The sequence below is a fragment of the Stenotrophomonas sp. MMGLT7 genome, assembly GCF_021168555.1.
GTDB lineage: Bacteria > Pseudomonadota > Gammaproteobacteria > Xanthomonadales > Xanthomonadaceae > MMGLT7.
The window spans coordinates 1-19,948 of sequence record NZ_JAJOZS010000013.1; the positions used below are offsets into that span (position 1 = coordinate 1).

The following is a 19,948-nucleotide window of genomic DNA, read 5'->3' on the forward strand; positions in this document are numbered from 1 at the left end:
CCGGCCCGTAGGAGCGACTTCAGTCGCGATGGGGCTTTCCCGGTAAAGCCCCATCGCGACTGAAGTCGCTCCTACGGGGTAGAAGGATGTCAGGCGATGCCGAAGCGCTTCTTGAAGCCGTTGTCGGAAAAGCCCTGGCTCAATTCGCCGTCATCGGTGACCACCACCGGCCGGCGGATCAGCTGCGGATGCTCGCGCAGCAGCAGCTTCCACTCGGCCTCGCTGCCGGGCGACTTGCGGCTGTCCGGCAATTGTCGCCAGGTGGTCGATGACTTGTTGACCAGCGCGTCGAAACCGCCGGCCTTGCCGGCCCACGCCACCAGGGTGTCCGGTTCGGGCTTGTGGTCGCGGTAGTCGACGAACGTGTAGGGAACGCCGAAGCGGTCCAGCCACTTGGTCGCCTTCTTGCAGGTGTCGCAGTTCTTGAGGCCGTAGATCGTCGTGGTCATGTTCTTTGGGTATTCCGCCAGTTCGTCGGACATGCGTGCAAGTCGATGAGGCGCCGGGTTCCCGCCTGCGCGGGGACGACGGCCACCGTCAATCCGCCAGCCCGCGCAGCAGGTCGTTCACCGAGGTCTTGGCGCGCGTCTTGGCGTCGACCTGCTTGACGATCACCGCCGCGTACAGCGAGTGCGAGCCGTCGCTGGCCGGCAGCGAGCCGGACACCACCACGCTGCCCGGCGGCACGTAGCCGTAGGACACCTTGCCGCTGGCGCGGTCGTAGATGCGCGTGCTCTGGCTCAGGAACACGCCCATGCCGATCACGCTGTGGTGGCCGACCACCACGCCCTCGACCACCTCCGAACGGGCGCCGATGAAGCAATGGTCCTCGATGATCGTCGGCGCGGCCTGCAGCGGTTCCAGCACGCCGCCGATGCCGGCGCCGCCGGACAGGTGGCAGTGCTTGCCGACCTGCGCGCACGAACCCACCGTGGCCCAGGTATCGACCATGGTGCCCTCGCCGACGTAGGCGCCGATGTTGGTGAAGCTCGGCATCAGCACCACGTCCTTGCCGAAATGGCTGCCGCGGCGGGCGATCGCCCCCGGTACCACGCGCACCCCGGCCTTGCGGAATCTCGCCTCGTCGTAGCCGGCGAAGCGCGATTCCACCTTGTCCCAGAACGGCGCCGGCCGGGACTCGACCACCGCCATGTCGTTGACCCGGAAGTACAGCAGCACCGCCTTCTTCAGCCACTCGTTGACCTGCCAGCCGCCGCGGCCGTCGGGCTCGGCCACGCGCAGGCGGCCGGACTCCAGGCCATCGATGGCGCGCTCGACCGCCGGCCGGGTCGAACCCTCGATCTCGGCCGCGGTGAGCGCGGCGCGGCGCTCGAACGCGCTCTCGATGGTGAGCCGCAGCTCGTCGGCCGCGGCGCCGGCGGCGCCCTTCTTCGCCGGCGACGGCTTGGCCGCGGGCTTGCGTGCCGGCTTGGCGGCGGACTTGGCGGGCGTCTTCTTGGGGGTGGGCTTGCTGGCCATCAGGGTGTCTCTCCGGGCTTTCTGTCGGGGTCCAGGCAGGCCAGCAGCGCCTCGCGCAGCGCCTGGCTGGAGGTTTCGGGCAACGGCTGGTCGTGCTCGTCGGTGATCTGGAACTGGTCCTCGGCGCGCTCGCCGAAGGTGGCGATGCGCGCATCGTGCACCCGCAGGCGCTGTCCACGCAGCACCTGGGCCACGTCGGCGAGCAGGCCGGGGCGGTCCGGCGCGACCAGGCTCAGGCGGGTGCGCTGGCCGTCCACGGTCGGGCGCAGCTCCACCCGCGGGGCGAAACGGAAGTGCCGCAGCTGCCGCGGCATCACCCGCCGCGATGGCCGCAGCCGCTCAAGGTCGCCGGACAGAGCCTCGTACAGCGCCTCCTGCAGCTGCCGCGGCTGCGCGGCGTAGCTTTCGGCCGGACTGACCTCGAAGGTGTCGAAGATCGACCCGTGCGGCGCATCCAGCACGCGCGCGCGGTGGATGCGGTAGCCCTTGCGGTCCAGCGTCATCACGATCGCGGCGAACAGGCCGTCGCGGTCGGGCGAGTACACGAACACTTCCAGGGCGTCGTCGCCGGGCGTCACCGGGCGCACCTTCACCAGCGTCTGGCCGATCGCCACCTCGGTCAGCGCGGCCGCCTGCCAGGCCAACTGCTCGGGGCGGAAGCGCAGGAAGCCCTCGATCGGCATGCCGGCGAACTGGCGCTCGATGGTGGCATCGTCGAAGCCGTGCACGTGCAGCAGCGTCCGCGCCGAGTCGCGCGCCTCGGCCAGCCGCTCGGCCAGCGGCGGCGGATGCTCCAGCCCCTCGCGCAGCGCGCGGCGGGTGGCGAAGTACAGGTCGGCCAGCAGCCGGTCCTTCCAGGCGTTCCACAGCTTGGGGCTGGTGCCGGCGATGTCGGCGCAGGTCAGCAGGTACAGGTAGTCCAGCCGCTCGCGGGTGGCGACCAGGGTGGCGAAGGCGTGGATGACGCCCGGGTCGGCGATGTCCTGCTTCTGCGCGGTGACCGACATGCGCAGGTGCTGTTCCACCAGCCAGGCGACCAGGTCGGTATCGGTCGCGCTCAGGCCGTGGGCGGCGCAGAACTCGCGCGCGTCGACCGCGCCCAGCAGCGAATGGTCGCCGCCGCGCCCCTTGGCGATGTCGTGGAACAGCCCGGCCAGCAGCAGCAGTTCCGGCTTGCGCAGGCGCGGCCAGATCTCGTGGGCGATCGAGAAGCGCTCGTCGGCGCGCGAGGTGGCGAACAGGGCGATGTTGCGCAACACCATCAGCGTGTGCTGGTCCACGGTGTAGACGTGGAACAGGTCGAACTGCATGCGCCCGGAGACCTTGGCGAAGGCGGGAATCCACTGCGCCAGCACGCCCAGCCGGGCCATGCGGTTCAGCGTCTCAACCGCACGCGGCGCGCGCAGCAGCGCCATGAAGCGCTCGCGCGCGGCCGCGCCGGCATAGGCATAGGCGGGCAGCCGCGGCAGCGCCTCGGCCAGCGCGCGCGCGGTCAGCGAGTGCAGTCCGCGCCCCTGGGACTGCCCGGCCCATACCGCGAACAGCGCGAACACCTGCAGCGGATCGCCCTTGGGCCAGCCCTCGCCATCGGCCGAGAGGTAGCCGCGCCGCAGCGAATAGCCCTGCTCCAGCGGTTCGGGCGCGGCCTCGCCGTCGAACTGCTCCTCGAAGCGCTGCAGCAGCCGGTCGCTGATCCGGCGCACCACCGCGGCGCTGCGGTAGAAGCCCTGCATCATCTTTTCCACGCCCAGGCTTTCCGGGTCGTCGCCGTAGCCCAGGCGCTGCGCCAGCGCCTTCTGGTAGTCGAAGCGCAGGCGCTCCTCCGGCCGCCCGGCCACCAGGTGCAGGCCGAAGCGCAGCTGCGCCAGGCGGCGGCGTTCGCGCACCAGCGCGGCGGCCTCGTCCGGCCCCAGGTGGCCCAGCCCCACCAGCCGCCCCAGTTCGCTGACGCCGAAGGTACGCAGCGCCATCCAGCCCAGCGTATTGAGGTCGCGCAGGCCGCCCGGGCCATCCTTGAGGTCCGGCTCCAGGTTGTCGGCGGTATCGCCGAAGCGCTGGTGGCGCGCGGTCAGTTCCTCGCGCTTGGCCAGGAAGAAGGCCCGTGCCGGCCATACCCGGGCCGGGGAGACGGCATCGCGCAGGCGCTGCACCGCCTCGGCATCGGCCACCAGCGCGCGCGCCTCGATCAGTGCGGTGAGCACGGTCTGGTCCTCGGCCGCGACGGTGCATTGCGCGGGCGAGCGCACCGCGTGGCTGACCGGCAGGCCAGCGTCCCACAGCAGCGCGAACAGGCGCGCCAGGCCGGCCTCGCCGGCCTGCTGCGCGGTGCCCTCGGCCAGCACCAGCAGGTCGATGTCCGAACACGGGAACAGCTCGCCGCGGCCGTAGCCGCCGACTGCGAACAGCGCCATCGGGATGGACGCAGGTGTCGCGTCAGCGTTCGAATGGCGGTCGTGCGCGTCGCCATCGGCTCGCGGCGCAAGGCGCAGACCGCCGCCAGGGCCGGCCGTCCTGGCAAGGCCTGCAACGCCGCGATGCGGGTCGAGGGCAAGTGCAGGGCCGGCATTCGAGCGTTGACGCGACACCAGGCATCGCTGCCAGGCGCTGCGGATGATCCGGTCCACCGTGCGCGCCCTCAGCGCGAGCAGGCGGGCCACGTCCTCGCCCTGGTCGAAGCGCCGGCCCAGGCGGGCATCGGCATGCTGCAGCGACAGCCGCGCGACCGCCGCCCACTCGCCATCGCCGTCCGCGCCCGGCGCGGCCCCTGCGCCGGGGCCGGGCGGCCGCAGGCTCACGCCGCGGCGCGTTCGCTGGGCGACAGGGTCAACACGTCCACGCCGTCCTCGGTCACGGCGATCATGTGTTCCCACTGCGCGGACAACTTGCGGTCCTTGGTCACCACGGTCCAGCCGTCCGGCAGCACCCGGGTGTAGCGGGTGCCCTCGTTGATCATCGGCTCGATGGTGAAGGTCATGCCCGGCTCGAGCACCAGGCCCTGGCCCGGATGGCCGTAATGCAGCACCTGCGGCTCGTCGTGGTAGACCTTGCCGATGCCGTGGCCGCAGTACTCGCGCACCACCGAGAAGCGCTCGGACTCGGCGTACTGCTGGATGGCATGGCCGACATCGCCCAGCGTGGCCCCCGGGCGCACCGCGCGGATGCCGCGCCACATCGCCTCGCGGGTGGTTTCCACCAGCCGCCGCGCCATCACCGACGGCGTGCCCGCGTAGTACATGCGGCTGGTGTCGCCGTGCCAGCCGTCCTTGATCACGGTGACGTCGATGTTGACGATGTCGCCGTCCTTGAGGATCTTGGCCTCGCTGGGGATGCCGTGGCAGATGACGTTGTTGACCGAGATGCAGGTCGCCTTCGGATAGCCGCGGTAGCCGACGTTGGCCGGGACCGTGTGCTGCACGTTGACGATGTGGTCGTGGCAGATGCGGTCCAGCTCCTCGGTGGAGACGCCGGGCCGCACATGTTCGGCCACCACGTCCAGCACCTCGGCCGCCAGCGCGCCGGCGACGCGCATCTTCTCGATTTCTTGTTTGGTTTTCAGGTTGATGCTCATGCGGGCATTATCGCCGATCCGCGCCGAATCTGAACGCTTGCAATGCCTAAGGGGCCGGCCCGCTGCCAATGGCCGCGGACATGCACGATGATGCGCGCCCGGCGAGGAACGCGAACGGAATTGCCCGAACCGCCACGGCAGCCCCCGGCATGCGCCCGTCCCATCAAGTCGGCGCCGGCCGGGCCGATAGTCCTAGCTCCCCGCCCCGCGATGCACCCGCCTCCCACGCCGATGAAACTCATCCTGGCGGCGCTCCTCCTGTCGAGCGCCTGCGCCACCAGCCTGCCCGCAGGCGCCCAGTCCCTCGCCGCGCCGCTGCGGATCACCCTGCGCCTGCTGCCCTCGTGCGAACTGCAGGCCGCCGCCGCACAGGTGCGCTGCAACGGCTCGCATTCGCCGCATGCCGACGCCTCGTCCACGCGCACCGGCGCGGACGCACTCGCCGCACTGGCGCCCGCCGCGGCCCCGACCGCGCCCGGTGGCCACGGGCGCGGCGACGAGGACGTGCGCTTCACCACCTTCATTTTCTGAGCCGGCGCATGCCCTGCCGCCTGCGCACGGCAGCCCTGGCCGCCTGGCTCGGCCTGGCTGCGCTGTACGGTGGCGCGGCCGCGGCCGCGGCCGCCGGCATCAGGGTCGCGCCGGTCACCGTCGAGATCACCGCCGAGGGCGGCCACGCCGGCATCTGGCTGTACAACGACGGCGATGCGCCGTGGCTGGCGCAGGCGCGGCTGTACCGCTGGCACCAGCGCGACGGCCGGGACCTGCTCGAAGCCACCGGCGAACTGCGCGCCAGCCCGGCACGGATCGCCATCCCGCCGCATGGCCGGCAACTGCTGCGACTGGTCCGCCCGGGTCCCGCGCCGGGCCGGCAGGAGGCCGCCTACCGCCTGGTCGTGGAGCAGGAACCGGCAGCGAGCGAACGCACCGCGCTGCGCTACTCCGTGCCGGTGTTCGCCGCGCCCTCCTCCGCCCCGCCGACGCCGGCGGACGCGCTGGCGGTGACGGCGGATGCCGGCGGCCTGAGCATCCGCAACCCGGGCACCCGCCGCGTCCGCATCGCCGACCTGGCCCTGGTCGATGCGCGCGGACGCCGGCACGCGCTCGTCGAGGGCCTGGCCGGCTACGTCCTGGCCGGCCAGGAACGCACTTGGCGGCTGCCGCTCGACGCGGGCACGCTGTTCGGCCGCATCGACGAACTGCCCGAGGCGCCGCTCGCGCACTCGCGCTGAGCGGCGTTTGCGCCGCCATCCCCGGGCCCGTATACTTGTCCGGCTTTGCTGGCGCCACGGCGCAGGCGAGCCGCCACGCCGGGCGACACCGGCGAATACACACCTGCCGCCCCAACCCGTGCCGGGGTGCTCCGCGAGGAGTTCGACACGGAGGCGACAGGGAAGCCCAACCCCGGAATCGTTCCAGTGCGCGTCCATGCGAATCCCTTCGCCAGAGCCCGCACATCCATGCGCGGACTTTCAATGCAACAGCCGCACACGGAATGCGATTCCACTATCTTCAGGAGTATTGCAATGCCCCAGGTCACCATGCGCCAGATGCTGGAAGCCGGCGTCCACTTCGGCCACCAGACCCGCTACTGGAACCCCAAGATGGCTCCGTACATCTTCGGCGCCCGCGGCAAGATCCACATCATCAACCTCGAGAAGACGGTTCCGCTGTTCAACGACGCGATGAACTTCATCTCGGGCGTGGCGCAGAAGCGCGGCACCATCCTGTTCATCGGCACCAAGCGCAGCGCGCGCGACTCGATCAAGGAAGAGGCCGAGCGTTGCGGCATGCCGTTCATGACCCAGCGCTGGCTGGGCGGCACCCTGACCAACTTCGCCACCGTGAAGAAGTCGGTGGCGCGCCTGAAGGAGCTGGAGTCGGCCGAGACCGACGGCACCTTCGAAAAACTGGTCAAGCACGAAGTGCTGGGCCTGCGCCGCGAGCGCGACAAGCTGGAAGCCTCGCTGGGCGGCATCAAGGACATGAACCGCCTGCCCGACGCGCTGTTCGTCATCGACATCGGCCATGAGGACATCGCCATCAAGGAAGCCAAGAAGCTCGGCATCCCGGTGATCGCGGTGGTCGACACCAACTACGACCCGGCCCTGGTCGACTACGCCATCCCCGGCAACGACGACGCCATCCGCGCCGTGCAGCTGTACGCCCGCGCCGCCGCCGACGCCGTGCTGGAAGGCAAGGCCGCCGCGCCGAACTCGGCCACCGTGCGCGAGGAAGAGTTCGTGGAAGCCGGCGACGACGACAAGTCGGCCCGCCGCGCCCCGGCCAAGAAGGCCAAGAAGGCGGACGAAGCCGCCGCGGCCGAGTAACCGGCCTGCCACGCGGCCACGCCATGCTGCGTGGCCGCGGTTCCGGCGCGCGGGCATCCGCCCGCACCCAGGCGCCGGACCGAATCCCTGCCGGCGGGCCCTGGCCCGCCCTATCACCGCATATGAGGTAATCCCGTGGAAATCACTGCTTCCCTGGTCAAGGAACTGCGCGAGCGCACCGGCGCCGGCATGATGGAGTGCAAGAAGGCGCTGACCGAGAACGCCGGCAACATCGACGCCGCGGCCGAGTGGCTGCGCAAGTCGGGCCTGGCCAAGGCCGACAAGAAGGCCGACCGCGTCGCCGCCGAGGGCCGCATCGCGGTGGCCCAGGACGGCGGCAAGGCGGTCCTGGTGGAGGTCAACTCCGAGACCGACTTCGTGGCCAAGGACGGTAACTTCCTGGCCTTCACCGATGCCGTGGCCAAGGCCGCCCTGGCCTCGGCCGCCACCGACGCCGAAGCGCTGAAGTCGGCCAAGCTGCCCTCCGGCGAGACCGTCGAGGAAGCGCGCGCCGCGGTCATCGCCAAGGTCGGCGAGAACGTGCAGGTCCGCCGCTTGGTGCGCGTGGACAGCGCCGACAACGTCGCCGCCTACGTGCACGGCGGCCGCATCGGCGTGCTGGTCGAGGTCAAGGGCGGCGACGCCGAGCTGGCCCGCGGCCTGGCGATGCACATCGCCGCGATGAACCCGCCCCACATCAAGGCCTCCGACGTGCCGGCCGAGTTCGTGGCCAAGGAGAAGGAGATCGAGCTGGCCAAGATGTCGGAAAAGGACAAGGCCAAGCCGGCCGAGATCCTGGAGAAGATCATCAGCGGCAAGATCGCCAAGATCGTCAACGAGGTCACCCTGTACGGCCAGCCGTACGTGCTCGACACCAACCAGAGCGTGGAGCAGGTGCTCAAGGCCGCCGGCGCCGAAGTCGTCAGCTTCCAGCGCCTGGCCGTGGGCGAAGGCATCGAGAAGGTGGTGGAGGACTACGCCGCCGAGGTGATGAAGCAGGCCGGCCTGGCCTGATCCTTCCGCCTTCCGGGCAAATCAAGGCCGCGGCGCTCGCCGCGGCCTTTTTTGTGCGCCGCGCGGCGGCGCCCTCACGTCGACTTCACGACACTCTCACGGCGACCCTACAGCTTGTCCGGGAACGGCCGATATCCAGTGCGTCCATGAATGACGGCAAAACGCGATTCCCCGCATGCGCTCCGAACTAGAAGCCACCCTGGGCTACGTACGCAACCTGCCCTCGCCGCCCGGCGTGGCCCTGCGCGTGATCCAGCTGGCGCAGGACCCCGATGCCGACCTGGGGTCCACCGCCGACGTGGTGGCCATGGACATGGCGCTGAGCGCACGCATGCTGCGCATCGCCAATTCCCCGCTCTACGCCAGCCGGCGCCGCGTCGACAATCTCGCCCAGGCGCTGGCCATGCTCGGCCTCAACGCCACCCTGAGCCTCGCACTCGGCTTCTCCATCGCCCGGGCCATGCGCAACGATCCCGACCTGGCCCGGGAGCCGTACGAACGCATCTGGCGCCGCAGCGTGATCGCGGCGATGGCCAGCCGCAAGCTCGGCCAGGCCAAGGGCATCCGGCGGGCGGAGGAACTGATGCTCGCCGGCCTGCTGCAGGACATCGGCGCGCTGGCACTGCTGCAGACCCAGCCCATCCGCTACCTGCCGCTGCTGGACCAGGCCGCCGACCATGCCGGGCTGGCGGCACTGGAGCGGCAGGTCCTGGGCTGCACCCATGCCGAGATCGGCGGCTGGCTGGCCCAGCACTGGAACCTGCCCGGCTACCTGCAGACCGCCATCGAGCGCAGCGAGGCCGGGGGCGGCGACCACGACGACGAGGACACCTTCAACGCCTGCGTCGCCCTGTCCGGCCCGGTCGCCGACCTGTGGCTGAGCGAGGACGCCGAGGCCGCACGCATCCGCCTGCTGCCCCTGATCCAGGCCCGGCTGGGCCTGGACAGCGCCCGCTTCGACGCGGTGCTGGCCGGCATCGGCGAGTCGCTGCCGGAGATCGCCGCCATCTTCGACGTGCACATCGCCTCGCCGTCCCAGCTCGAGGACATCCTCGACCACGCCCGCGAACTGCAGTCGCTGCGCAGCCTGCGCGAGCTGCAGGATGCGGCCGAGGCGCGGCGCCAGGCCGACGAGTCCGAACACCGCGCCCGCCACCTGACCGAGCAGATCAGCCGCGACACCCTGACCGGGGTGTTCAACCGCCACCACCTGGAGAGCGTGCTGGAGAAGGAGTTCGACCTGGCGCTGCGCCACGACTGGCCGCTGTCGATCGCCTTCCTGGACCTGGACGACTTCAAGCGCATCAACGACGCGCACGGGCACCTGGTCGGCGACGAGGTGCTGCATGCCTTCGCCCAGGCCCTGCAGAAGCTGCTGCGCGTCACCGACACGGTGGCCCGCTACGGCGGCGAGGAGTTCCTGGTGCTGCTGCCCGGTACCGAGGAAGCGGTGGCGGTCGGGGTGATGCGGCGGGTGCTGACCGACATCGCCGCCACCGCGATGGCCTGGCCGGGCGGCACCGCCCTGCACGTGACCTTCTCCGCCGGCGTGGCCACGCAGGGCGGGCGCGAGCGCTTCTCCAGCGTCGCCGACCTGCTCAAGGCCGCCGACGACGTGCTCTACAGCTGCAAGCACCACGGCCGCAACCGGGTGATGAGCCGTTCCCAGCCGACGCCGGGAGCCTGAGCAGGCCGGCGGCGGTGCGGATGGCGAGGGGCGGCGGCGAATCTGGGCTAGAATCGCCGGCGTTTGCCCCCACCATCGAGGTTTCCCATGTCCCAGCTCGTCTATCGCCGCATCCTTCTGAAACTTTCCGGGGAGGCGCTGATGGGAGACGAGGACTACGGCATCGACCCCAAGGTGATCAGCCGCCTGGCCCACGAGGTCATCGAGGTTCAGCAGGCCGGCGCCGAGGTGGCGCTGGTGATCGGCGGCGGCAACATCTTCCGCGGCGCCGGCCTGGCCGCCGGCGGCATGGACCGGGTGACCGGCGACCAGATGGGCATGCTGGCCACGGTGATCAACGCCCTGGCCATGCAGGACGCACTGGAGAAGCTCGGCGCCAAGGTGCGGGTGATGAGCGCACTGAAGATCAACGACGTGTGCGAGGACTTCATCCGCCGCCGCGCCATCCGCCACCTGGAAAAGGGCCGCATCGCGATCTTCGCCGCCGGCACCGGCAACCCGTTCTTCACCACCGACTCGGGCGCGGCGCTGCGCGCGATCGAGATCGGCGCGGACCTGCTGCTCAAGGCCACCAAGGTCGACGGCGTCTACGACAAGGACCCGAAGAAGCACGCCGACGCGGTGCGCTTCGACAGCCTGACCTACGACGAGGTGATCGTGCGCGGGCTGGAGGTGATGGACACCGCCGCCTTCGCCCTGGCGCGCGACAGCGACCTGCCGCTGCGCATCTTCGACATGGGCCACGCCGGCGAACTGCTGCGCATCCTGCGCGGCGAGAACATCGGCACCCTGGTCAAGGGCCGCGGCTGACGCCGGAGGCCGGAAGCGTCGGCCGGGCGCCGGGCGCAAGAAAAGCTGTACGCGTCCCTCATCCGGCCCCTGCCTTCCGGCCCCGGGCCCCCGCTTCCGATATAATCGTCCGATTCTGTTCCAGCCTGGATTTTTCGGCGATGCTCAACGAGATCAAACAAGACGCACAGACCCGCATGACCAAGAGCATCGAGGCACTGCGCCACTCTCTGGTCAAGGTCCGCACCGGCCGCGCCTCGACCGCCCTGGTCGAGCACCTGAAGGTCAACTACTACGGCTCGGACATGCCGCTGAGCCAGGTCGCCAGCGTGGCCGTGTCCGATTCGCGCTCGCTCACCATCACCCCGTGGGAAAAGCCCATGGTCAGCGCCGTGGAGAAGGCGATCCTGGCCTCCGACCTGGGCCTGACCCCGAACACCGCCGGCACCACCATCCGCCTCAACCTGCCCGCGCTCACCGAGGAGCGCCGCCGCGAGCTGTCCAAGGTGGTCGCAAGCGAAGGCGAGGACACCAAGGTCGCCATCCGCAACATCCGGCGCGATGCCAACCAGCAGATCAAGGACCTGCTCAAGGACAAGCAGATCACCGAGGACGACGTGCGCCGCAGCGAGGACGAGATCCAGAAGCTGACCGACAAGGCGATCAAGGACGTGGACGAGGTGGTGAAGGCCAAGGAGCAGGAACTGATGGCGGTCTGAGCCGCCTGTCGCTCCGGCCATGTCCTCCGGCCCAATCACATCCCTGCCCCGCCACATTGCCATCGTCATGGACGGCAATGGCCGCTGGGCGCAGCGGCGTCGGCGTCCGCGCGTGATCGGCCATCGCGCGGGCGCGCGCGCGGTCGACCGCACCATCGACTTCTGCCTCGAACGCGGCATCGAGGTGCTGACCCTGTTCGCCTTCTCCAGCGAGAACTGGGGCCGCCCGCGCGACGAGGTCGACGCGCTGATGAAGCTGTTCATGGGCGCGCTCGACCGCGAGGTCGGCGAGATGCAGCGCCGCGGCGTGCGCGTGCGCTTCATCGGCGAGCGCTCGCGCTTCTCGCCGCCGATCCTGGAGCGGATGCAGAACGCGGAAAAGGCCACCGAAGGCAACACCCGGCTGACCCTGGTGATCGCCGCCAGCTATGGCGGCCGCCAGGACATCGCCGCCGCCGCGCGGGCGCTGGCCGAGGACGTCGCCGCCGGCCGCCTGCGCCCGGAGCAGATCGACGAGACCGCTGTCGGCGCGCGCGTGGCGCTGGCCGACCTGCCGCCGCCGGACCTGTTCATCCGCACCGGCGGCGACACCCGCGTCAGCAACTTCCTGCTGTGGCAGCTGGCCTACACCGAGCTGTGGTTCACCGATACCCTGTGGCCGGAATTCGATGCCGCTATCCTGCAGCAGGCGGTGGACGACTATGCGCGGCGCGAACGCCGCTATGGCCTGACCAGCGCACAGATCGCCGTCCAGGCGACGGAGACCCCTTCCGAATGACCCGCACCCGCGTCATCGCCGCGCTGATCATGGCCCCGGCAGCCATCTGCGCCATCCTGCTGCTGCCCAGCCAGTGGCTGGCCGCGCTGTCGGCGCTGCTGTTCCTCACCGGGCTGTGGGAGTGGCTCAAGCTCTCGGGCGTGGAGGACACCCTGCAGCGCACCGTGCTGGTGGCGCTCAACCTGCTGCTGATGGTGCTGCTGGTGTGGGCCTCGGACGGATCGCTGGTGCTGCTGCAGATCGCCAGCCTGACCGGAGTGGCCTGGTGGCTAGTGGCGCTGCTGTGGCTGCGCCACTTCCAGTTCGGCGCCGATCGCGGCTCGCCGGCCTGCATCGCCAAGCTCGCCGCCGGCACCCTGGCGATCCTGCCGGCGTGGACGGCGCTGATCCTGATCCACGCCGCCCCCGAGCATGGCCCGCGCTGGCTGCTGGCCGCGCTGACCACAGTCTGGGCGGCCGACTCGGGCGCCTACTTCGCCGGCCGCCATTTCGGCAAGCGCAAGCTCGCCCCGCGCATCAGCCCCAACAAGACCGTCGAGGGCCTGGTCGGCGGCGTGCTCGCCGGCGTGGCCACCGCGGCGCTGTTCGGCTGGTTCGCCGGGGTCACCCTGGCGCAGCTGCCCGGGCTGCTGCTGGTGGCGCTGGCCGCGGTGTTCGCCTCGGTGCTGGGCGACCTGTTCGAGAGCCTGCTCAAGCGCCATGCCGGCGCCAAGGACTCGGGCAACGTGATCCCCGGCCACGGCGGCGTGCTCGACCGCATCGACGGCGTGCTGGCGGCGCTGCCGGTGTTCGCGCTGGGCAAGGAAATCTTCGGCTTCTGAGCATGAGCACGCCCTTTCCCTCACGTCGCGTGGCGGTGTTCGGCGCCACCGGCTCGATCGGCACCTCGGCGCTGGACGTCATCGCCCGCCACCGGCAGCGGTTCCAGGCCAGCGTGCTTGCCGCGGGCAGCAACGTCGATGCGCTGGTCGCACTGTGCGTGCGACACCGTCCGCAACACGCGGTGATCGCCGACCCGACCCTGTTCGCACGCCTGCGCGACGGCCTGCGCGACGCCGGACTGCCCACCCAGGCGCATGCCGGCGGCGAGGCCCTGGACGCGCTGGCCGCCGGCGACCAGTGCGATACCGTGATCGCCGCCATCGTCGGCGCCGCCGGCCTGCCCTCCACCCTGGCCGCCGCCCGTGCCGGCAAGCGCCTGCTGCTGGCCAACAAGGAATCGCTGGTGCTGGCCGGCGAGCTGCTGATGCGCGCCGCGCGCGAGGGCGGCGCCGAGATCGTGCCGGTGGACAGCGAACACAACGCGATCTTCCAGTGCCTGCGCGGCCGCGATGCCGACGCCCAGGTCAGGCGCGTGCTGATCACGGCCTCCGGCGGCCCGTTCCGCGGCCGCGGCCGCGCCGAGCTGGCCGGCGTCACCGTGGCCCAGGCCGTCGCCCACCCCAAGTGGTCGATGGGACCGAAGATCTCGGTCGATTCGGCCACCTTGATGAACAAGGGCCTGGAGGTCATCGAGGCCCACCACCTGTTCGGCCTGCAGCCGGCCCGCATCGAGGTGCTGGTGCACCCGCAGAGCCTGGTGCACTCGCTGGTGGAGTTCATCGACGGTTCCACCCTGGCGCAGCTGGGATTGCCGGACATGCGCACCGCGCTGGCGGTGGGCCTGGGCTGGCCGCAACGCCTCGAATCGGGCGTGGCCGGGCTGGACCTGCTGCAGCACGGGCGCCTGGACTTCGAGGCCCCGGATACCGAGGCCTTCCCCTGCCTGGCGCTGGCGTGGAGCGCGATGGAGGCAGGCGGCACCGCCCCGGCGATCCTCAATGCCGCCAACGAAGTGGCCGTTTCAGCCTTTCTTCAGGGCCGCATAGGTTTCCTAGCGATTCCTGCGCTGGTCGAATCCACCCTGACCGCGCTTCCCCGGGAGCCGGCGGACTCGCTGCAACGCCTGCTGGCGGCCGACGCGCAAGCCCGCCAAACTGCCGAACGTGCCATCTCCCGACTTCCGCCGCATGCCTGAAAGCCCCCGCAAACTGGATCGCGCACATGGGTGATTTCATCGGTTCGATCTGGTGGATGATCGTCAGCCTCGGCGTGCTCGTCACCTTCCATGAATACGGCCACTACTGGGTCGCGCGGCGCTGTGGAGTCAAGGTGCTGCGCTTCTCGGTCGGCTTCGGCAAGCCGCTGTGGTCGCGCCGTGGCCGCGACGGCACCGAGTTCGCGATCGCCGCGATCCCGCTCGGCGGCTACGTGAAGATGCTCGACGAGCGCGAGGGCAACGTGCACCCGGCCGAACGCGCGCTGGCCTTCAACCAGAAGAGCGTATGGCAGCGCATCGCCGTGGTGGCCGCCGGCCCGCTGGCCAACCTGCTGCTTTGCGTGGCGCTGCTGTGGGCGATGTTCGTGATCGGCAAGCAGGACTATTCGGCCACCCTGGGGCACGTCGGGGGCATGGCCGCGCAGGCCGGCTTCCAGCCCGGCGAGCGCCTGCTCGCCATCGACGGGCGCCCGGTCGCCAGCTGGAGCGAGGCCAGCATGCTGCTGACCACCGCGGCCATGGACCGGGACGACGTGCGGGTGGACGCGCAGAACGGCTTCGGCTCGGCGGTGGCGCGCACGCTGCCGCTGTCGCAGCTGCCCGACGGCTTCGACGAGACCCGTGTGCCGACGCTGGCCGGGTTCGGCTGGAAGTTCCAGCAGCAGCCGGCGATCGTCAGCCAGGTCGCCGAAGGTTCGGCGGCGGCCGGCGTCATCGAGGCGGGCGACCGCATCCTGGCCATCGATGGCGCGCCGATCGACTCGGCCGACCAGGTCGGGCCGCGGATACAGGCGCTGGGCGAACAGGGCGGCGCCGCCATGATCGAGGTCGAGCGCAACGGCGAGCGCCTGGCGCTGGAGCTGACCCCGCGCCTGAGCACCGATCCGGCCAGCGCCGGCCGCTGGCTGCTGGGGATCGGCATGCAGGGCGGGCAGATGCCGGGCTACGACGCCCGCGTCCAGTACGGCCCGCTGGCGGCGCTGCCGATGGCGGTGCGCGAGACTGGCAAACTGGCGTCAGATTCGTTGGGCATGATGCGGCGCATGCTGACCGGACACGCCTCCGTGAAGAACATTTCCGGGCCGGTGACCATCGCCCGGGTGGCCAATGCCTCGGCCAAGCGCGGGCTGGACTGGTTCCTGTATTTCCTGGCGCTGCTGTCGCTGAGCCTGGCGATCATCAACCTGCTGCCGATCCCGATCTTGGACGGCGGGCACCTGCTGTATTACCTTATCGAGTTGGTCAAGGGCAGCCCGCTCAGCGAGCGCGCCATGGCCGCCGGGCAATATGTGGGCCTGGCGATGCTGGCCGGACTGATGGGACTGGCGTTCTACAACGACATCCTCGGCCTGGTCCCGCAATGAATGCGCCACCGAACAACCTGCTCGAGAAGACCCCCGCTGTCGTCGTCTTACGCCGGCACCCACGCAACAACGTAGAAGACCTAACCGGACGTGACATGACGAGACTTCCCACTCGACGCCTGCTTGCCCTTGCCCTTGCCGCCGGCCTGAGCCTGCCGGCGCTGGCCCAAGCCGCCGAGCCCTTCGTCGCCAGCGACATCCGCATCGACGGCCTGCAGCGCATCGCCGCCGGCACGGTGTTCACCTACCTGCCGGTCGAGCGCGGCGACACCATCGACGACGCCAAGATCGGCCAGTCGATCCGGGCGCTGTACAAGACCGGCTTCTTCGAGGACATCCAGCTCGACCGCCAGGGCGACATCCTGGTGGTCACGGTCAAGGAGCGTCCGGCGATCAACAAGCTCACCGTCACCGGCAACAAGGACATCAAGTCCGAGGAACTGCTCAAGGGCCTGTCGGACATCGGCCTGAGCGAGGGCGGCACCTTCGACCGCCTGAGCCTGGACCGGGTGACCCAGGAGCTGACCCGCCAGTACAACAACCGCGGCAAGTACAACGTGCAGATCACCCCGACGGTGAGCCCGCTGGACCGCAACCGCGTCGACGTGGCCATCGCGATCAAGGAAGGCAAGGCGGCCAAGATCCGCCACGTCAACCTGGTCGGCACCGAGAAGTTCCTCAACGAGGACATCCTCGGCCAGTGGGAGTCCAAGGAGCACAACTGGGCCTCGTGGTACCGCCGCGACGACCAGTATTCCAAGGAAAAGCTCTCCGGCGACCTGGAGAAGCTCAACTCCTGGTACCTGGACCGCGGCTACATCGACTTCAGCGTGGATTCCACCCAGGTGTCGATCAGCCCTGACAAGCAGGACATGTTCATCAGCGCCGGCGTGACCGAGGGCGAGCAGTACAAGATCTCCGAGATAAAGGTCACCGGCGACACCGTGCTGCCGCAGGACCAGGTCGAGCGGCTGGTGATCCCCAAGGCCGGCGACACGTTCTCGCGCGCGCTGCTGGAGTACAGCTCCGATGCGATCACCAACACCCTGAGCAACATCGGCTACGCCTTCGCCCGGGTCAACCCGATCCCGACCCCGAACCGCGCCGACCGCACCGTGGCCATCAACATGCAGGTGGTGCCGGGCCCGCGCGTGGCCGTGCGCCGCATCGTGTTCAAAGGCAACTCGCGCACCTCCGACGAGGTCCTGCGCCGCGAGATGCGCCAGTTCGAGGACACCTGGTACTCGCAGGCGGCGATCGACCGCTCCAAGATCCGCCTGCAGCGGCTGGGCTACTTCGAGTCGGTGGACGTGGAAACGCCCCCCGTGCCCGGCAGCAACGACCAGGTGGACGTGGTCTACAACGTCAAGGAGACCACCTCGGGCAGCTTCACCTTCGGCCTGGGCTACTCGCAGAGCTACGGCATGACCACCTCGGTGCAGCTGTCGCAGAACAACTTCCTCGGCGGCGGCAACCGCGTCGCGGTGGAAGCCTCGCGCAGCAGCTACCTGCAGCGCTACGCGTTCTCCTACACCAACCCGTTCTTCACCGACGACGGCGTCTCGCTGGGCTACAACCTGTCCTGGCGCGAACTGGACTACTCGGACTTCAACACCGCCCAGTACAACAGCACCAACGGCGCCGCGCAGGTGGTGTTCGGCGTGCCGATCACCGAGAACGACAGCTTCTCGCTGATGTTCGGCATCGACAGCAACCAGATCACCACCTACGCCGGCTACACCCCGCAGGCGATCATCGACTACATCGATGCCGTCGGCAAACGCACCTTCAAGTCCTGGCGCAGCGAGATCGGCTGGGCGCGCGACACCCGCAACGACTACTTCATGCCGACCCGCGGCATGTACCAGCGCATCGGCCTGGAAGCCACCCTGCCCGGCTCGACCGCCGAGTACTACAAGCTCAACTACCAGATCTCCAAGTACTGGCCGGTCATCCCCTCGCTGGTGATCAACACCCGCCTGGAACTGGGCTACGGCGACAGCTACGGCAGCGACACCAGCCGCGACATCTACGATGCCGACGGCAACTACGTGAAGACCGTCACCGCCTCCGGGCTGCCGTTCTTCGAGAACTTCTACGCCGGCGGCACCAACTCGGTCCGCGGCTTCGAGGACAACACCCTCGGCCCGCGCTCCGAGGCGACCACCTACTACAGCAGGGGCCAGCCGCTGGGCGGCTCGGTGAAGACGGTCGGCTCGATCGAGGCCTACTTCCCGCGCCTGTTCGACAGCCCGTCGGCGCGCGTGTCCGCGTTCGTGGACTTCGGCAACGTGTTCGATGGCACCGACAACGTCAAGGCCAACGAACTGCGCGCGTCCACCGGCGTGGCGCTGCTGTGGCGCGCGCCCGTGGGCCCGATCTCGATCAGCTATGCCATCCCGCTGAAGAAGAAGGACGGCGACGAGATCGAGCGGCTGCAGTTCACCTTCGGCGGGCAGTTCTGACGAACCGCCCTCCCCGCCAGGGCGTTGCCCTGGCGGGGCGGCTCCTGCTGCGCAGGAGTCCGGTCGGCGATGTGCCTGCCGAATCCCCGCGCCTTCGGCGCGCCCCCTTTGCCAAAGGGGGCTTTTCTCCAGTTTGTGGGTCGCAGCCTGCCTGGTTCGCTGGCGTGGCCAGTCATTCCCGCTGCGAACAAGCGGCATGACCGCCCTCATGGCACACGGTAGAATCCCGGCGTGAATATTCCTACCTACACCGCACAAGCCCTCGCAGAGCGCTTCGGGCTGCAACTGCATGGCGACGGTGGCGTTGCCGTGCATGGCGTCGCCACTCTCGCCCATGCCGGGAGCGGACAGCTCAGCTTCCTGGCCAACCCGCGCTACCGCGCGCAGCTGGCCGACAGCCACGCCTCGGTCGTGGTGCTGCGCGACAGCGACGTCGACGCCGCGCCCGGCACCGCCCTCATCGCCAAGGATCCCTACACCGCCTTCGCCAAGGTTGCCGCACTGTTCGACGTGCCGCCTGCGCGCGCGCCGGGCATCCATCCCAGCGCCGCCGTCGATCCCAGTGCCGACGTCGCCGCGAGCGCGCATATCGGCGCGTTCGCCAGCATCGGCGCGCGCAGCGTGATCGGCGAAGGCGCCATCGTCGGGCCCGGCTGCGTGATCGGCGAGGACTGCGTGCTGGGCGATGGCAGCGAGCTGGTCGCCCGGGTCACCCTGGTCACCCGCGTGCGCATCGGCAAGCGCGTGCGCATCCACCCCGGCGCGGTGCTCGGCGCCGACGGCTTCGGCCTGGCGATGGACGGCGGGCGCTGGATCAAGGTGCCGCAGCTGGGCGGCGTACAGGTCGGCGACGACTGCGAGATCGGCGCCAACACCACCATCGACCGCGGCGCGCTGGAAGACACCGTGCTGGAGGAGGACGTGCGCCTGGACAACCTGGTGCAGATCGCCCACAACTGCCACGTCGGCGCGCATACCGCCATGGCCGGCCAGGTCGGCGTGGCCGGCAGCACCCGCATCGGCCGCTACTGCATGCTGGCCGGCCAGGTCGGCGTGGTCGGCCACATCGAGATCTGCAACAAGGTCGTGGTGCTGGGCAAGTCCATGGTGGGCAGCTCGATCCGCGAGCCCGGCGAGTACTCCTCGGGGATGCCCGCGATGGAAGGCCGTGGCTGGCGCAAGATCGTCGCCCGCCTGCACCAGCTCGATTCGCTTGCCCGCCGCGTCATCGCCCTTGCTTCCAAGACCCCCTGAACATGACCTCAGACATCCAACTTCCCGTCAACATCGACCACATCCGCAGGCTGCTTCCGCACCGTTATCCGTTCCTGCTGGTGGACCGGGTGGTCGAACTGGATCCGCTCAAGCGCATCCTCGCCTACAAGAACGTCAGCCAGAACGAACCCTTCTTCAACGGCCACTTCCCCGACCGGCCGATCATGCCGGGCGTGCTGATCATCGAGGCGCTGGCCCAGGCCGGCGGCCTGATCATCCTGCTCTCGCGCGGCGAGCAGGAGGTACACAAGTTCTACATGGCCAAGGTCGAGAGCGCGCGCTTCAGCCAGATGGTGATCCCCGGTGATAGGCTGGACCTGGAAGTCACCCTGAAACGGCAGATCCGCAACGTCGCCTTCTACCACGGCGTGGCCAGCGTCGATGGCGTGGAAGTGGCGTCCGCCGAAGTCGTCTGCGCCGAAGACACCACGGTCTGAGAGCC

General features: G+C 69.8%; 18 protein-coding genes. 14 read left to right on the forward strand and 4 right to left on the reverse strand.

The window, feature by feature from the left end; all coding sequences use genetic code 11:
• Window positions 1-89: 89 nt before the first annotated feature.
• The 4 genes from LRX76_RS14545 to map form a co-directional block, all read right to left on the reverse strand.
• On the reverse strand, window positions 90-449 hold the full coding sequence (locus LRX76_RS14545) for an arsenate reductase (RefSeq protein ID WP_231806350.1): 360 nt from the start codon (window positions 447-449) through the stop codon (window positions 90-92).
• 88 nt (window positions 450-537) lie between these two features.
• Window positions 538-1,479: a 2,3,4,5-tetrahydropyridine-2,6-dicarboxylate N-succinyltransferase gene (gene dapD / locus LRX76_RS14550; protein ID WP_231806351.1), complete on the reverse strand. Its 942-nt coding sequence runs from the start codon at window positions 1,477-1,479 to the stop codon at window positions 538-540.
• Window positions 1,479-4,349 carry a [protein-PII] uridylyltransferase gene (glnD, locus tag LRX76_RS14555; protein WP_331716785.1) on the reverse strand — a complete coding sequence of 957 codons (2,871 nt, stop codon included), beginning with the start codon at window positions 4,347-4,349 and terminating at the stop codon, window positions 1,479-1,481. Before glnD ends, dapD begins: the two co-directional genes overlap by 1 nt.
• Window positions 4,271-5,047, reverse strand: coding sequence for a type I methionyl aminopeptidase (gene map / locus LRX76_RS14560; RefSeq protein ID WP_231806352.1), 777 nt, complete (start codon window positions 5,045-5,047; stop codon window positions 4,271-4,273). The genes glnD and map overlap by 79 nt, the downstream gene beginning before the upstream one ends.
• A 231-nt stretch (window positions 5,048-5,278) precedes the next feature.
• Here map and LRX76_RS14565 point away from each other — a divergent pair, with 231 nt between their 5' ends.
• From LRX76_RS14565 to fabZ, 14 genes are all read left to right on the forward strand, one after another.
• Complete coding sequence (locus tag LRX76_RS14565) at window positions 5,279-5,578, forward strand: hypothetical protein (protein WP_231806353.1); 300 nt, start codon at window positions 5,279-5,281, stop codon at window positions 5,576-5,578.
• A gap of 8 nt (window positions 5,579-5,586) precedes the next feature.
• Window positions 5,587-6,279, forward strand: coding sequence for a fimbria/pilus periplasmic chaperone (locus tag LRX76_RS14570; RefSeq protein WP_231806354.1), 693 nt, complete (start codon window positions 5,587-5,589; stop codon window positions 6,277-6,279).
• Between the two features lie 294 nt (window positions 6,280-6,573).
• Window positions 6,574-7,377: a 30S ribosomal protein S2 gene (gene rpsB, locus LRX76_RS14575; RefSeq protein ID WP_231806355.1), complete on the forward strand. Its 804-nt coding sequence runs from the start codon at window positions 6,574-6,576 to the stop codon at window positions 7,375-7,377.
• 135 nt (window positions 7,378-7,512) lie between these two features.
• A complete protein-coding gene (gene tsf, locus LRX76_RS14580) occupies window positions 7,513-8,391 on the forward strand; it encodes a translation elongation factor Ts (RefSeq protein ID WP_231806356.1) in 879 nt (292 codons plus the stop codon).
• A 175-nt stretch (window positions 8,392-8,566) separates the two neighbouring features.
• Complete coding sequence (locus LRX76_RS14585) at window positions 8,567-10,078, forward strand: GGDEF domain-containing protein (RefSeq protein WP_231806357.1); 1,512 nt, start codon at window positions 8,567-8,569, stop codon at window positions 10,076-10,078.
• Between the two features lie 87 nt (window positions 10,079-10,165).
• Window positions 10,166-10,888, forward strand: a complete 723-nt coding sequence (gene pyrH / locus LRX76_RS14590) for a UMP kinase (protein WP_231806358.1) — start codon at window positions 10,166-10,168, stop codon at window positions 10,886-10,888.
• A 140-nt stretch (window positions 10,889-11,028) separates the two neighbouring features.
• Complete coding sequence (frr, locus tag LRX76_RS14595) at window positions 11,029-11,586, forward strand: ribosome recycling factor (RefSeq protein ID WP_231806359.1); 558 nt, start codon at window positions 11,029-11,031, stop codon at window positions 11,584-11,586.
• A gap of 19 nt (window positions 11,587-11,605) precedes the next feature.
• Window positions 11,606-12,364, forward strand: coding sequence for a polyprenyl diphosphate synthase (uppS, locus tag LRX76_RS14600; protein ID WP_231806360.1), 759 nt, complete (start codon window positions 11,606-11,608; stop codon window positions 12,362-12,364).
• Window positions 12,361-13,185, forward strand: a complete 825-nt coding sequence (locus tag LRX76_RS14605; RefSeq protein WP_231806361.1) for a phosphatidate cytidylyltransferase — start codon at window positions 12,361-12,363, stop codon at window positions 13,183-13,185. The genes uppS and LRX76_RS14605 overlap by 4 nt, the downstream gene beginning before the upstream one ends.
• Window positions 13,182-14,381 (forward strand): 1-deoxy-D-xylulose-5-phosphate reductoisomerase, encoded by a 1,200-nt coding sequence (locus LRX76_RS14610; RefSeq protein ID WP_231806447.1) that lies wholly within the window; start codon window positions 13,182-13,184, stop codon window positions 14,379-14,381. The genes LRX76_RS14605 and LRX76_RS14610 overlap by 4 nt, the downstream gene beginning before the upstream one ends.
• A gap of 26 nt (window positions 14,382-14,407) precedes the next feature.
• Window positions 14,408-15,766 (forward strand): RIP metalloprotease RseP, encoded by a 1,359-nt coding sequence (rseP, locus tag LRX76_RS14615; RefSeq protein ID WP_231806362.1) that lies wholly within the window; start codon window positions 14,408-14,410, stop codon window positions 15,764-15,766.
• A gap of 95 nt (window positions 15,767-15,861) precedes the next feature.
• The gene (gene bamA / locus LRX76_RS14620; RefSeq protein ID WP_231806363.1) at window positions 15,862-18,231 is read left to right on the forward strand and encodes an outer membrane protein assembly factor BamA; all 2,370 of its coding nucleotides are present in this window, start codon (window positions 15,862-15,864) and stop codon (window positions 18,229-18,231) included.
• 231 nt (window positions 18,232-18,462) lie between these two features.
• Complete coding sequence (gene lpxD, locus LRX76_RS14625; protein WP_231806364.1) at window positions 18,463-19,485, forward strand: UDP-3-O-(3-hydroxymyristoyl)glucosamine N-acyltransferase; 1,023 nt, start codon at window positions 18,463-18,465, stop codon at window positions 19,483-19,485.
• 2 nt (window positions 19,486-19,487) lie between these two features.
• On the forward strand, window positions 19,488-19,943 hold the full coding sequence (gene fabZ / locus LRX76_RS14630) for a 3-hydroxyacyl-ACP dehydratase FabZ (RefSeq protein ID WP_231806365.1): 456 nt from the start codon (window positions 19,488-19,490) through the stop codon (window positions 19,941-19,943).
• Window positions 19,944-19,948: the final 5 nt, after the last annotated feature.

Bases quoted from the DNA above. Each gene is read 5' to 3' on its own strand.
- LRX76_RS14545 (WP_231806350.1), bottom strand. From the start codon at position 449: ATGACCACGACGATCTACGGCCTCAAGAACTGCGACACCTGCAAGAAG.
- dapD (WP_231806351.1), bottom strand. From the start codon at position 1,479: ATGGCCAGCAAGCCCACCCCCAAGAAGACGCCCGCCAAGTCCGCCGCC.
- map (WP_231806352.1), bottom strand. From the start codon at position 5,047: ATGAGCATCAACCTGAAAACCAAACAAGAAATCGAGAAGATGCGCGTC.
- LRX76_RS14565 (WP_231806353.1), top strand. From the start codon at position 5,279: ATGAAACTCATCCTGGCGGCGCTCCTCCTGTCGAGCGCCTGCGCCACC.
- LRX76_RS14570 (WP_231806354.1), top strand. From the start codon at position 5,587: ATGCCCTGCCGCCTGCGCACGGCAGCCCTGGCCGCCTGGCTCGGCCTG.
- rpsB (WP_231806355.1), top strand. From the start codon at position 6,574: ATGCCCCAGGTCACCATGCGCCAGATGCTGGAAGCCGGCGTCCACTTC.
- LRX76_RS14585 (WP_231806357.1), top strand. From the start codon at position 8,567: ATGCGCTCCGAACTAGAAGCCACCCTGGGCTACGTACGCAACCTGCCC.
- pyrH (WP_231806358.1), top strand. From the start codon at position 10,166: ATGTCCCAGCTCGTCTATCGCCGCATCCTTCTGAAACTTTCCGGGGAG.
- frr (WP_231806359.1), top strand. From the start codon at position 11,029: ATGCTCAACGAGATCAAACAAGACGCACAGACCCGCATGACCAAGAGC.
- uppS (WP_231806360.1), top strand. From the start codon at position 11,606: ATGTCCTCCGGCCCAATCACATCCCTGCCCCGCCACATTGCCATCGTC.
- LRX76_RS14605 (WP_231806361.1), top strand. From the start codon at position 12,361: ATGACCCGCACCCGCGTCATCGCCGCGCTGATCATGGCCCCGGCAGCC.
- rseP (WP_231806362.1), top strand. From the start codon at position 14,408: ATGGGTGATTTCATCGGTTCGATCTGGTGGATGATCGTCAGCCTCGGC.
- bamA (WP_231806363.1), top strand. From the start codon at position 15,862: ATGACGAGACTTCCCACTCGACGCCTGCTTGCCCTTGCCCTTGCCGCC.
- fabZ (WP_231806365.1), top strand. From the start codon at position 19,488: ATGACCTCAGACATCCAACTTCCCGTCAACATCGACCACATCCGCAGG.